The sequence below is a fragment of the Cupriavidus sp. C3SS-1 genome (assembly GCF_057073755.1).
Genome location: NZ_CP172700.1, coordinates 698,231 through 710,506, shown reverse-complemented (window position 1 = coordinate 710,506; position 12,276 = coordinate 698,231). Strand labels below are relative to the sequence as shown.

Annotated in this window: 12 protein-coding genes; 10 read left to right on the top strand and 2 right to left on the bottom strand. The window is 67.5% G+C overall.

Annotated features, from left to right (window positions below; genetic code table 11):
- Window positions 1–186: 186 nt before the first annotated feature.
- Genes ACIGJC_RS19260 through ACIGJC_RS19240 form a run of 5 tightly spaced genes read left to right on the top strand, consistent with a single transcriptional unit; the run spans window position 187 to window position 5,488 of the window.
- Window positions 187–963 (top strand): glucose 1-dehydrogenase, encoded by a 777-nt coding sequence (locus ACIGJC_RS19260; protein WP_483713710.1) that lies wholly within the window; start codon window positions 187–189, stop codon window positions 961–963.
- 38 nt (window positions 964–1,001) lie between these two features.
- Window positions 1,002–1,508, top strand: coding sequence for a 2,4'-dihydroxyacetophenone dioxygenase family protein (locus ACIGJC_RS19255; protein ID WP_483713708.1), 507 nt, complete (start codon window positions 1,002–1,004; stop codon window positions 1,506–1,508).
- A gap of 16 nt (window positions 1,509–1,524) precedes the next feature.
- Complete coding sequence (locus ACIGJC_RS19250) at window positions 1,525–2,634, top strand: glycerol dehydrogenase (protein ID WP_483713707.1); 1,110 nt, start codon at window positions 1,525–1,527, stop codon at window positions 2,632–2,634.
- A gap of 32 nt (window positions 2,635–2,666) precedes the next feature.
- Complete coding sequence (locus tag ACIGJC_RS19245) at window positions 2,667–4,301, top strand: arylsulfatase (RefSeq protein ID WP_483713706.1); 1,635 nt, start codon at window positions 2,667–2,669, stop codon at window positions 4,299–4,301.
- A gap of 8 nt (window positions 4,302–4,309) precedes the next feature.
- Window positions 4,310–5,488 carry a formylglycine-generating enzyme family protein gene (locus ACIGJC_RS19240; RefSeq protein WP_483713705.1) on the top strand — a complete coding sequence of 393 codons (1,179 nt, stop codon included), beginning with the start codon at window positions 4,310–4,312 and terminating at the stop codon, window positions 5,486–5,488.
- Window positions 5,489–5,493: 5 nt separating this feature from the next.
- Here ACIGJC_RS19240 and ACIGJC_RS19235 read toward each other — a convergent pair whose 3' ends face one another.
- Complete coding sequence (locus ACIGJC_RS19235; RefSeq protein WP_483713704.1) at window positions 5,494–6,225, bottom strand: IclR family transcriptional regulator; 732 nt, start codon at window positions 6,223–6,225, stop codon at window positions 5,494–5,496.
- Window positions 6,226–6,447: 222 nt separating this feature from the next.
- Between ACIGJC_RS19235 and ACIGJC_RS19230 the strand changes: the two genes are divergently transcribed.
- The 4 genes from ACIGJC_RS19230 to ACIGJC_RS19215 are packed head-to-tail and all read left to right on the top strand — an operon-like array spanning window position 6,448 to window position 10,236.
- Window positions 6,448–7,440, top strand: coding sequence for a Bug family tripartite tricarboxylate transporter substrate binding protein (locus tag ACIGJC_RS19230; RefSeq protein WP_483713702.1), 993 nt, complete (start codon window positions 6,448–6,450; stop codon window positions 7,438–7,440).
- Between the two features lie 9 nt (window positions 7,441–7,449).
- Window positions 7,450–8,625, top strand: coding sequence for a CaiB/BaiF CoA transferase family protein (locus ACIGJC_RS19225; protein WP_483713701.1), 1,176 nt, complete (start codon window positions 7,450–7,452; stop codon window positions 8,623–8,625).
- A gap of 58 nt (window positions 8,626–8,683) precedes the next feature.
- A complete protein-coding gene (locus ACIGJC_RS19220) occupies window positions 8,684–9,469 on the top strand; it encodes a crotonase/enoyl-CoA hydratase family protein (RefSeq protein ID WP_483714477.1) in 786 nt (261 codons plus the stop codon).
- 11 nt (window positions 9,470–9,480) lie between these two features.
- On the top strand, window positions 9,481–10,236 hold the full coding sequence (locus ACIGJC_RS19215) for a 3-hydroxyacyl-CoA dehydrogenase (protein ID WP_483713700.1): 756 nt from the start codon (window positions 9,481–9,483) through the stop codon (window positions 10,234–10,236).
- A gap of 60 nt (window positions 10,237–10,296) precedes the next feature.
- Here ACIGJC_RS19215 and ACIGJC_RS19210 read toward each other — a convergent pair whose 3' ends face one another.
- A complete protein-coding gene (locus tag ACIGJC_RS19210) occupies window positions 10,297–11,301 on the bottom strand; it encodes a Bug family tripartite tricarboxylate transporter substrate binding protein (protein ID WP_483713698.1) in 1,005 nt (334 codons plus the stop codon).
- Between the two features lie 221 nt (window positions 11,302–11,522).
- Here ACIGJC_RS19210 and ACIGJC_RS19205 point away from each other — a divergent pair, with 221 nt between their 5' ends.
- Window positions 11,523–12,263: an IclR family transcriptional regulator gene (locus ACIGJC_RS19205; protein ID WP_483713697.1), complete on the top strand. Its 741-nt coding sequence runs from the start codon at window positions 11,523–11,525 to the stop codon at window positions 12,261–12,263.
- The last annotated feature ends 13 nt before the right edge of the window (window positions 12,264–12,276 follow it).

Sequence of the window (12,276 nt, the reverse complement as noted above, 5' to 3'; positions counted from 1 at the left end):
GGGGGAAATGGCTGGACTGTGGACTGGACTGCGACATAGCGGCAGGAGGTGAGAAAAACAGGCTGTCCGGAAATGACAATTTTCTGTCCGAATATGCCATAACGCGGCCGACATCGCCAACTTAGGATTGCGCCACAAGGAAACCGGCCACACCGCGAGCCGGAAGCAATGGGGACATAACTTCAAATGCGACTGCAGAACAAGATTGCGCTCGTGACCGGCGGCGCTTCCGGCATGGGATTCGCCTTCACCCGGCGACTCGCCCAGGAAGGCGCGAAGGTCTGGTTTACCGACATCAACGAAACCGGCGGCAAAGCGGCGCAGCAGGACCTGAAGGCGGCCGGCCTCGACGTGGCGTTCCTGCTCCAGGATGTATCGGCCGAAGCCGACTGGTTGCGTGTGCTGGATCACGTGCGCTGCACCGATGGCCGGCTCGACGTGCTGGTGAACAATGCCGGCATCGCCATCTCGCACCATATCGAGACCTGCACGGTCGAGGACTTCGACCGGACCATGAGTATCAACCTCAAGAGCGTCTTCCTTGGCTGCAAGCACGGCCTTGCGCTGATGAAGGAAAACGGCGGCTCGATCATCAACGTATCGTCGATCACCGCGATATGCGGCGAACCGGTGGCGCTGGCTTACAGCGCGTCGAAGGCCGGCGTGCGCTACCTGTCGAAGTCGGTGGCGCTGCACTGTGCCGAGAAGGGCTACGCCATCCGCGTCAACAGCCTGCATCCCGGCTATATCGACACCCCCCTGCTGGCCGGCAGCAATACCGGAGGCCGGCTGACCGAGGCCGAGATCATGACCTCGCGCGTGCGCATCGGCGGCGAGATCCCGCTGAAGCGGCGCGGCACCCCCGGAGAGGTCGCCGGTGCCGTGCTGTACCTGGCAAGCGATGACTCCACCTATGTCACCGGCACCGAGCTGGTGGTCGACGGCGGCTATGCCTGCCACTGAACCGCATCCCGACAACGACAAACCCACGGAGACCCCACATGGCCCTTCCCGCCGTCCAGACCGAGCAGGACCGCCTGCTGACCGTCGACACCACCGCCCACCCTTTCCTCAAGTCGCTCGGCGGCCACGCGGGCACCGACATCTACCCGCTCTACCTCGACCCGTACAACGGCCTGATGGTGATGCGCGCCCGCTTCGCGCCGGGCCTGACGCTGCCCCTGCACTTCCACACCGGCGCGGTGCACATGTACACGATCTCGGGCTGCTGGTACTACACGGAGTACCCCGACCAGAAGCAGACCGACGGCTGCTACCTGTTCGAGCCAGGTGGCTCGATCCACCAGTTCAACACCCCGGCCGACGGCGGCCCGACCGAGGTCATCTTCATGCTCTTCGGCTGTAACGTGAACTACATGCCCGACGGCACCTTCCTGGGCCTGTCCGATGCAGGCCTCATCAGGAACTGGGTCGACCGCGCGATCAAGGAGCAGGACAACGGCTTGCAATACATCTCGGCCGCCGTGCCGACGTACTCGTCAAAATGATCCACGGAGAGATGGCATGTTGCGCATGATGGGTTTCCCGGGCCAGTACGTGCAGGGGCCGGGCGCGCTGCGGGAACTGGGCGGACTGCTGGCGAAATCGGGATGGCGGCGGCCGCTGGTGCTGTGCGACGCCATCGTCACCGACAAGATCTGGCCAGTGGTGTCCCACGGCCTGCAAGCGGCCGGTATCGTCGCCCGGCACGTCCTGTTCCCGGGCGAATGCACGCGCGCTGCCATCGACGCCCTCGCAGACCAGTCGCGCGAAGGCAACCATGACGTGGTGGTCGGCCTCGGCGGCGGCAAGGCACTGGACACGGCCAAGGGCGTGGCGCTGGCACTGGACGTGCCCATCGCGGTCTGCCCGACCATCGCGTCCAACGACGCCCCCACGAGCCGCGTGATCGTGCTGTACGACGAGGCCCACCGGCTGGCGGGCGCGGAGTTCCTGAAGTCGAACCCGGCTGCGGTCATCGTCGATACGCAGGTCATCGCCCAGGCTCCCGCCCGCTTCTTCGCGGCCGGCATCGGCGACGCCATCAGCAAGAAATTCGAGGCCCGCCAATGCAGGGCGACCGGGCGCAACAACGTCTTCGGCACGCCGCCGCTCGACACGGCCCTGCTTCTGGCGACTGCCACCTACGACACGCTGGTGAAGCACGGCCCCGCCGCATACCGCGCCGTGCTCGAGCGGCAGGCTGACGAGGCCGTGGAGCGTGTGGTCGAGGCCACCGTGCTGCTCAGCGGCGTGGGGTTCGAGGGCGGCGGGCTGTCTCTGGCTCACGGGCTGACGCGCGGCTTCAGCGCCATCCCGGTCCTCGCGAACGCGCTGCATGGCGAACAGGTGGCCTTCGGCGCGCTGGTGCAACTGGTCGCCGAGGGACGTCAGCAGGGCGAGATCGACGAGCTTCTTGGCCTGCTCTGCACGGTCGGCCTGCCGGTCACGCTGGCGGCACTGGGCCTGCCTTCCACCCAAGCCACCGCCGCCGTGGCGCAAATCGCCGATCTCACGCTGGCCGGCCAGGTCGGCCAGGTCATCAGTCCGCCCCTCACCCCCGCCCGGCTCGAAACCGCAATCTGGCGCGCCGACCGGATCGGCGCCGCCGCGCTGAACCGCTGCAACCCATAACAAGCCGACAACAGACCAGTACTGGAAGAGACATGATCAAGCATTGGAAGCAAGCGCTCGCGGTGGCCGCCACGCTATGTGCGCTCGGGCCGGCCGCGTCGGCCGCCCCGCAGAAGCCGAATATCCTCGTCATCTGGGGCGACGACATCGGCTGGGAAAATGTCAGCGCCTACGGCATGGGCGTGATGGGCTACACCACCCCGAACATCGACAGCATCGGCAAGGAAGGCATCCGCTTCACCGACCAGTACGCGCAGCCGTCCTGCACGGCGGGGCGCGCCGCCTTCATCACGGGCCAGTACCCGATCCGCTCGGGCATGACCACCGTCGGCCAGCCCGGCGACAAGCTGGGCTGGCAGGCCGCTTCGCCCAGCCTGGCCGAAGTCATGAAGCAGGCGGGCTACCGCACCGGCCATTTCGGCAAGTCCCATATGGGCGACCTCAATGCCCACCTGCCGACCGTGCACGGCTTCGACGAATTCTTCGGCAATCTCTACCACCTGAACATCGAAGAACAGCCCGAGTACCACGACTACAAGGCCTACGCCGCGTCCTACCCGGGCGGCCCGAAGGCCTTCGCGGCCAAGTTCGGTCCGCGTGGCGTGCTGCACACCTTCGCCTCGGACAAGGACGACCCGACCGAGATGGCACGCTTCGGGCGCATCGGCAAGCAGACCATCGAGGACACCGGCCCCCTCACCATGAAGCGGATGGAGGACTTCGACGCCGCCGAGGTCATCCCGAGGGCCATCGACTTCATGGACCGCTCCCAGAAGGCCGACAAGCCCTTCTTCGTCTGGCTCAACACCAGCCGCATGCACCTCTACACCCACCTGAACGACAAATGGCGCTACGCGGCGGCGAAATATACCCACGAGGATGACCTGCACGGCGGCGGCATGATGCAGCACGACCACGACATCGGCCTCGTGCTCGACTACCTCAAGAAGTCCGGCCTCGACAAGAACACCGTCGTCTGGTACTCCACCGACAACGGCCCCGAGCACGCATCGTGGCCGCACGGCGCCACCACGCCCTTCCGCGGCGAGAAGATGACCACTTACGAGGGCGGGGTGCGCGTGATCTCCATGCTGCGCTGGCCGGGCGTGGTCAAGCCGGGGCAGGTGCTGAACGGCATCCAGGCGCACCAGGACATGTTCACCACCTTCGCCGCCATCGGGGGCGTGCCGGACGTGAACGAGCGCATGCTGCGAGAGAAGAAGCAGTACATCGACGGCATCAACAACCTCGACTACTGGACCGGCAAGTCGCCCGAGAGCGCACGCAAGGACTTCCTGTACTACTACGAAAGCAAGCTGGCCGCCGTCCGCATGGGGCCGTGGAAGTTCCACTTCTCGCAGAAGGAGGACTACTACGCCAACCTGCAGCCCCGGACCATCACCATGCTGTTCAACCTGCGCAGCGATCCGTTCGAGAGCTACGACAGCAAGGACTCCTACGGCCATCTCGTGCAGAAGGCCGCATGGATGGCGGGTCCGCTGGGCGAGACCATCGCCGCCCACTTGCGCACGCTGGCCGAGTATCCCCCGGTGCAGCCCGCCAAGTCGTTCGACCGCTCGAACATGGTGCAGGACTTCCTGAACCAGCAGGCGCAGCTCAGGAAGCAGCAGGCGCAGCCGGCCACCGCGAAAGAAGCGAAGGAGTAAAAAAAAGCATGGCAGTGACGGCAGTCTTCGCTCCGCGCTGGCGGCGCAGGCAAGCAATGCTGGTGCTGGTGGCGGCCGCCGTGGCCGCCACCGGCGGCGGCCACGCGTGGTGGCTCGCCAGCGCAGCAAGGCCCGCCGACCAGTCCATCCGGATCGGCGACGGCGTGACCGGGCCAGCCGGCATGGTCCACGTCCCTGGCGGCGAGTTCCTGATGGGCAGCGACAGCAAGCTCGCGCAGCCCAACGAAAAACCAGCCCACAAGGTGCGGGTGCACGGATTCTGGATGGATCAGCACCACGTGACCAACGCCGAGTTCCGAAAGTTCGTGGAGGCGACCCACTACATTACGACCGCCGAACGCCCGCCGGAATGGGAAACGCTGAAGGTGCAACTCCCCCCTGGCACGCCCCGTCCGCCCGACAGCGCCCTCGTGGCCGGCGGCATGGTCTTCGTCGGGACGGCGCGGCGGGTACCGCTGCAGGACTTCTCGCAATGGTGGCGCTTTGTGCCGGGCGCGGACTGGCGCCATCCCGACGGGCCGGGCAGTTCCATCGATGGCAAGGACGACCACCCCGTGGTGCAGGTCTCGTACGAGGATGCTCATGCCTACGCGAAATGGGCAGGCAAGCGCCTGCCCACGGAAGCCGAATGGGAATTCGCCGCACGCGGTGGGCTGGAGCAGGCCACCTACGCCTGGGGCGAGAAGTTCGCTCCGGAGGGAAAGCAGATGGCAAACGTGTGGCAGGGCCAGCAGGCGCAGCCGTTCCCGGTCCTCAGCCCGAAGGCCGGCGGGGCGCTCGGCACGAGTCCGGTCGGCACGTTCCCCGCCAACGGCTACGGCCTGTCGGACATGACCGGCAATGCGTGGCAATGGGTGGCGGACTGGTATCGCGCCGACCAGTTCCGGCGCGAAGCCTCGGCTGGCGGCATACCACAAGACCCGAAGGGGCCGTCCGGCGCCTGGGATCCGGATGACGCCGGCGTGCCCGCCAACGCTCCCCGGCGCGTGACGCGCGGTGGCTCGTTCCTCTGCAACGAGGACTATTGCCTGAGCTACCGCCCCAGCGCCCGGCGCGGCACGGACCCGTACAGCAGCATGTCGCACCTGGGCTTCCGGCTGGTGATGGACGACAGCACTTGGGCGGACATGCGACAACGCAACGCGGCGTCAGCGCGCACGCAGTGAGCCGATCAGCCCTCGCCCAGCAACCCGTCGCGGACCTCGCGCAGCGCCTCCAGATAGGCATCGCGCTGCTTGCGCATGCGGTCGGCCGGCCCCGCCAGCGAGATCCCGACCGGCAACCCGGCCAGCCAGCCGGCGACCGCGAGGCCATCGACGCCTTCGGCGCCCTCCTCCCGCGCTTCGTACCAGCCGCGCTTGCGGCCTTTGGCGATGTCCCCCATCAGCTTGTCGACATCGACGATCGTGTGCGGTGTGATCTGGCGCCGCGTGCTCTCTTCCAGCGCCGCACGTGCCTCGTCTTCGGGCAGCAGCGCGAGCAGGCCCTTGCCCAGCGCCGACGCATGCAGCGCGGCGCGGGAGCCCACGTCGATGATGTAGCGCAGCGGCTGCCGGCTCGGCTGCATGGCGACGACCTTCACCGCCGTCGGTTCCAGCAGGCCGAAAAAGGCGCTTTCATTGGTCTTCGTCTCGAGTTGCTCCACCGCTTCCTGCGCGGCCGTGGTCAGCGGATCGTTCTCGGCGATCTGACGGGCGAGTTCCATCAGCCGGCCAGTCGGATAGAAGCGGCGCGTGCGCGTGGTGCGCATCAGGTAGCCAAGGCTGTGAAGCGTATGCAGCAGGTCGGACGTGCTGGTCGCCGGCAGCGACAGCAGACGCGCCATCTCGGAATTGGACAGTTCCCGCTTTTCGCGGGCGAAGATTTCAAAAACCGCCATGGCTCGGCCGGCGGCGGGAATCATGATGGGCATCGGTATCCACGGATCGTTCGGTATCGGACAGCACTATACGAAATTTCGTAAGCAACTGGAAGCTGCGAACGGGAAGCTGCGAATCCGAGCACGTGATACAGCGCATGTATTGATCGACATACCGAAAGTATTTTCCAGATCGCCGCCGCCTCCTTAGCATCCATGGAGCCCGGCTTCCCGGGAACAGAACGATACGACAGACAAGGAGACGACATGGCCTTCCACTCCGCCAGGCGACGCCGGATTGTGGCATCGCTGGCGCTATTCGCTTTGCCCCCTGTGTTGCCCGGCTCCCTGGCACTGGCCCAGACCGACTACCCGAACCATCCGGTCAAGATCATCGTGTCGCTGCCGCCGGGCAGTGGCGCCGACACCACGGCCCGCTTCATCGCTCAGCATCTGTCCGAGACGTTCCACCAGCCTTTCGTGGTCGAGAACCGCCCCGGCGCCAACGGCTTCATCGGCGCGCGCGCGGCGGCCGAGGCGGCGCCCGACGGCTACACGCTGTTCATCGGCAGCAACTCGTCGATGGTCACGAACGCTGCCGTGTTCAAAACCCTGCCCTACGACCCGGTCAAGGACTTCGTGCCGGTGGAGCGCATCGCGCGTTTCGCCATGGTCGTGGTGGTGCCGTCCAGCTCCCCGTACAGGACGCTCGGCGACCTCGTCAGCGCCGCCCGCAAGACGCCCGGCAAGCTGAATTTCGCTGCCGGCAGCGCGGGCTACCAGGTCTACGTCGAACTGTTCCATGAACGCTTCGGCATTAAGGGCAACCCCATTGCGTACAAGGGCACCGCGCCGGCCATGACCGACACGGCCGCCGGCAACGTGGACTACTCCATCGGCGAGATCAGCGCGGTACTGCCGCTGATCCGCGCCGGCCGCATGCGCGCGCTGGCCGTGACCGACTCCCGCCGCCTGAAGGAACTGCCAAAGGTGCCCACGGTGGCCGAAAGCGGCGCGCCAGGCTTCGAGGTCACTGCCTGGACTGGCCTGTTCGCCCCGGCCAGGGTGCCCGCGCCGGTCGTCAAGGCGCTTTCGGACGCCGTGCGCACGGGGATGCAGCAACCCGACAGCGTGAAGTTCATCGAAAACCTTGGCGCCACCGTCTACCCGGGCGGCCCGCAGCAGTTGCGCGACTTCCAGCTCGCCGAGATACAGCGCACGCGCGACATCGTCAGGACCGCCGGCATTCCGGTGGAGTAAGGACTTCCCATGCAAGCACCAGACGTGAAGAAAGGCCCGCTCGCGGGCATCAGGGTCATCGAACTGGCCGGGATCGGCCCCGGCCCGCTGGCCGGCATGATCCTGGCCGACATGGGCGCGGAAGTGCTGCGCATCGAGCGACCGGGCGACGCCGACCTCGGCGTGAAGCGCGAGCGCCGCTTCGACCTTATGCTGCGCAACCGCAAGCCGATCGTGCTGGACCTGAAGGACCCGCAGGCCGTCGCCACCGTGCTCGAACTGGTCGAGAAGGCTGACGCACTGATCGAGGGCTTCCGTCCCGGCGTGACCGAGCGCATGGGCCTCGGCCCGGACGCCTGCCTGGCGCGCAATCCGCGCCTCGTCTACGGCCGCATCACCGGCTGGGGCCAGCACGGTCCGCTGGCACACACGGCCGGCCACGACATCAACTACATCGCCCTCACCGGGGCGCTCAACGCCATCGGCCAGCGCGGCGGACCGCCGGCGATTCCCCCGGCCTACCTGGGCGACTTCGCCGGCGGCGGCATGTTCCTCGTTTCCGGCGTGCTCGCCGCGCTTATCGAGGCCGGCAGGTCCGGCAAGGGACAGGTGGTCGACGCAGCCATCGTCGACGGCGCCGCCGCACTGGGCGCTGTGTTCTTCGGCATGACGGCCGCCGGCCAGTGGCGCCAGGAGCGCGGCACCAACGTCCTCGACTCCGGCGCGCACTACTACAACGTCTACCAGTGCAAGGACGGTGGCTGGATCTCGATCGGCCCGATCGAGGCGCGCTTCTACCGCGACCTGCTCGCCCTGATCGGCGTGGAGCCGGTCAGCCTTGGCGCCCAGACCGACCCCGCCAACTGGGACGCCGCCAGCGCCGCGCTGGCCGAGGTCTTCCGCACGCGCACCCGCGACGAATGGTGCGCCCTGCTGGAAGGCACCGACGCCTGCTTCGCTCCCGTTCTCAGCTACGAGGAAGCGCCCCGCCACCCGCACCTGCAAGCGCGCGGAACGTTCGTCGAGGTCGATGGGATCATGCATCCCGGCCCCGCGCCGCGCTTCAGCCGCACGCCGTCGGTGCCGCCCTCGGCGCCGCGAGCACCCGATGCGCGCGATATCGCGCAAGTCCTGGCTGGCTGGCTGCCGCCCGACCGGATCGAGGCGGCGCGTATCGCGTCGGAACAGGCGTGCAGGTCCTCCTGAACATGCCTCGTTCCCAATCGGCCGGAGCATCCGGCCCCTCTACATGCCTACGCAAACCATGAGTCCTTTCCTCGATATCCAACGCGAAGGCGCCATCGCCATCGTCACCATGAACCGTCCGGAGACGCGCAACGCACTCTCGGACAACGACGCCGTGGAGGCACTGGTCGAGATGTGCGAAGCCGTGAACCGCGACCATGCCGTGCGCGTGGTCGTGCTCACTGGCGCCGGTCCGGCCTTTTCCTCCGGCGGCAACCTGAAGAGCCTGCGTGAAACCTTCGGCCGCGAGTCGGGCGAGCCGGTAATGGCCCGCTATGCCTACCGCGATGGCATCCAGCGCCTGCCACTGGCGCTCTCGAACCTGGAAGTGCCGGTGATCGCCGCCGTCAACGGTCCGGCACTCGGCGCGGGCAATGATCTGGTCTGCACCTGCGACATCCGCATCGCGTCCGAGAAGGCCATCTTCGCCGCCACCTTCGTCAAGCTCGGCCTGATCCCGGGCGACGGCGGCGCGTGGTTGCTGCCGCGTGCCGTCGGCATGTCGCGCGCGGCGGAGCTTTGCTTTACCGGCGACACCATCGACGCCGCGCAGGCGCTCGAATGGGGCCTGGTTTCCCGCGTGGTGCCGCCCGAGGCGCTGATGCCCGCGGCGATGGAGCTGGCGCAACGCATCGCCGCCAATCCGGGCCATGCGCTGCGCATGGCGAAGCGGCTGCTGAAGGAAGGCCAGCACGCCCGCCTCGACACCATCCTTGAAATGTCCGCCGGCTTCCAGGCGCTGGCCCACCACACCGCCGACCACGAGGCTGCGCTCGACAGCTACATGGCGAAGCTGAAGCGTTAAGGGGACACGCCATGGAAATCCGCGACAACGTCTTCCTCGTCACCGGCGGCGCCTCGGGCCTCGGTGAAGCCACCGCCCGCCTTCTGGCCGCAGCCGGCGGCAAAGTCGTCATTGCCGACGTCAACCCTGCCGGCGAGGCGCTCGCCGCCACGCTGGGCGGGCGCTTCGTGCGCTGCGACGTCAGCAGCGAGGCCGATGGCCGCGCCGCCGTGGACGCCGCCACCGCCCTTGGCCGGCTGGCCGGGCTGGTCAACTGCGCAGGCGTGGCGCCTGCGTGCAAGACCGTCGGCAAGGACGGCCCCCATCCGCTCGATGTCTTCGAGCGCACCGTCCGCATCAACCTGGTCGGCACGTTCAACATGGCGCGCCTCGCGGCTGCCGCGATGATCGGCAACACGCCCGACGCGGGCGGCGAGCGAGGCGTGATCGTCAACACCGCCTCGGTGGCGGCGTTCGAGGGGCAGATCGGGCAGGCGGCATACGCCGCGTCGAAGGGCGGCGTGGCGTCGATGACGCTGGCCGTCGCCCGCGACCTCGCCCGCGACGGCGTGCGCTGCCTGACCATCGCACCGGGCCTGTTCGAGACACCGATGCTGCTCGGCCTGCCGGAAACGGTGCGCGATGCGCTCGGCCGGATGGTGCCCTTTCCTTCGCGCCTGGGGCGGCCCGCCGAGTACGCGAAGCTGGTGGAAGCGGTGATCGGGAACACCATGCTGAACGGCGAAGTGATCCGGCTGGATGGGGCGATCCGGATGCAGCCGAAGTAGCTTCCTGCGCTCCCGCCTCATCCGACAGGCCGGCTCGCTACCGGCCTGTTTCGCTTTCCGTCAGTCCACCGTCGCCCCCGACCGCAGGATCGTCCCCTTCCACCGCGCCCGCTCCGACTGCACGTAGGCGCCGAACTGCGCGCTGTCGAGGCGCAGCGGCATGCCGCCGATGCGGTCCAGCGCCTGCACGCTGGATGGGTCCTGGAGCATGGCTGACACAGCCTTCTCCCAACGCTTCACTACCGAAGCCGGAGTGTGCGCCGGAAAGAACAGCCCGATCCATGCCGTGGACTGCGCCGATGGATAGCCCGCCTCGGCAATCGTCGGCACCTGCGGCAACGCCGGCAGGCGTGCCGCCCCCATGACCGCCAGCGCCCGCAGCTTGCCGCCCTGCACCTGTGCGAGCGTCGAGGCCGGATAGTCGAAGGTCAGGTCGACCTGTCCGCCGAGCAGGTCGGTGATGGCCGGGGCGCTGCCCTTATAGGGAACGTGGACAAACTTCACGCCCGCTTCCGACTGGAAAAGCTCTGCCGCCAGATGCGTCGCCGTGCCATTGCCGGCCGACGCCACCGCGAGCTTGCCGGGATGCTCCTTGGCATAGGCCACCAGATCCTTCACCGACTGGAACGGCGCCGAACTCTTCACCACCAGCAGGTTGGGCGACGACATCAGCGCGTGCACCGGCACGAAGTCCCGCGCCGGGTCGAAGCGCAGTCCCTTGTAGAGATACTGGTTCGTGGCCATGGTGCCCTGCGTCCCCAGCAGCAGCGTGTAGCCGTCCGGCTCGGCACGGGCCGCCACCTCGGTCGCCAGGTTGCCGCCCGCACCCGGGCGGTTCTCCACCACCACGCGCACGCCGTAGCGCGAGGTCATCTGGCTGGCGACCAGCCGGCCCAACTGGTCGGTGATGCCGCCGGGCGGCCCCGGAACGATCAGCGTGACCGGCTTGGCCGGGTAGTGGTCCTCCGCGGCTACAGCGGGTGTGAGGCCACGAATGCCCAACACGGCCACCGCCGCCCCATATGCCAGTACCTGTCTGAGGAGCTTGCGCTTCGTTTCCTGCATTTGCGTCTCCTGTCGTTGCCGAAGGGTTTTCCCGTCAAGGCATTGTTTGAGCAGACCCGCATGTGCACCCGGCGTCGCAGGCGCCATACGAAACCGCACGGTCGTTTTTACGACCATTCGAATTCTAGTCCTAAATATCGAAATCTGTTGCGCGATTTTGCGAATTCTCGTATTGTCTTCCCATACACCGTACACATGCCTGGTTTTTTCCGGAGCCTGAATTGCCCACGCTGATCCCCGCCGCCAGCCGCACGATGGCCGTATTCGAAGTCTTCGCCCGCGAGCAGCGCGACCTGTCGAATTCGGACGTGGCACGGCTGCTGTCGCTGGCGGACAGCAGTTGCTCCGACCTGCTCCACACCCTGCATTCCCTCGGCTACCTGATGCGCACTTCGCGCACCCGCCGCTTCTATCCGAGCGGCCGGCTGCTGGAGACCGCGCGCCGCATCGCCGAGAGCGACCCGCTGACCGCGCTGGCGCAGGAGGCCGTGGAGCAACTCTCGGAGCGCACCAATGAAAGTGCCTTCTTCGGCGTCCTGGAGCCAATGGCCGTCAAGGTGGCAGCCGCCGCCGCCAGCCGGCTGCCACTGCGCTACATCCTCGATGTGGGCGAGCGTGTGGCGCTGCATGCGTCGGCGCTGGGCAAGTCGATGCTGGGCCTGCTGCCCGAGGAGGAGGCCCGCGCCCGCCTCGACGCCATCCGCCGTCCCGCCGTCACCCCGCACACCGTGGTCGACGTGGACCGCCTGCTGGATCAGCTCCAGCGCGGCCGCGAGCTTGGCTGGTACGAGGCCCACGACGAAGGCACGCCCGGCGTGACGGCGCTGGCGGTCTCGCTCTGGATGGGCGGACAGCCCGTCGGGCTCTCGCTGGCCGGGCCGGTCGACCGCATCGAGAAGAACCGGGAACCCTATCTGTCGGCGCTGCGCGAAATCAGCCAGGCGCTGCAGGCCGACAACTGACCCGCCCCCAATC

Coding starts and splice junctions, on each gene's coding strand:
- ACIGJC_RS19260 (WP_483713710.1), top strand. CDS start 187: ATGCGACTGCAGAACAAGATTGCGCTCGTGACCGGCGGCGCTTCCGGC.
- ACIGJC_RS19255 (WP_483713708.1), top strand. CDS start 1,002: ATGGCCCTTCCCGCCGTCCAGACCGAGCAGGACCGCCTGCTGACCGTC.
- ACIGJC_RS19250 (WP_483713707.1), top strand. CDS start 1,525: ATGTTGCGCATGATGGGTTTCCCGGGCCAGTACGTGCAGGGGCCGGGC.
- ACIGJC_RS19245 (WP_483713706.1), top strand. CDS start 2,667: ATGATCAAGCATTGGAAGCAAGCGCTCGCGGTGGCCGCCACGCTATGT.
- ACIGJC_RS19240 (WP_483713705.1), top strand. CDS start 4,310: ATGGCAGTGACGGCAGTCTTCGCTCCGCGCTGGCGGCGCAGGCAAGCA.
- ACIGJC_RS19235 (WP_483713704.1), bottom strand. CDS start 6,225: ATGATTCCCGCCGCCGGCCGAGCCATGGCGGTTTTTGAAATCTTCGCC.
- ACIGJC_RS19230 (WP_483713702.1), top strand. CDS start 6,448: ATGGCCTTCCACTCCGCCAGGCGACGCCGGATTGTGGCATCGCTGGCG.
- ACIGJC_RS19225 (WP_483713701.1), top strand. CDS start 7,450: ATGCAAGCACCAGACGTGAAGAAAGGCCCGCTCGCGGGCATCAGGGTC.
- ACIGJC_RS19220 (WP_483714477.1), top strand. CDS start 8,684: ATGAGTCCTTTCCTCGATATCCAACGCGAAGGCGCCATCGCCATCGTC.
- ACIGJC_RS19215 (WP_483713700.1), top strand. CDS start 9,481: ATGGAAATCCGCGACAACGTCTTCCTCGTCACCGGCGGCGCCTCGGGC.
- ACIGJC_RS19210 (WP_483713698.1), bottom strand. CDS start 11,301: ATGCAGGAAACGAAGCGCAAGCTCCTCAGACAGGTACTGGCATATGGG.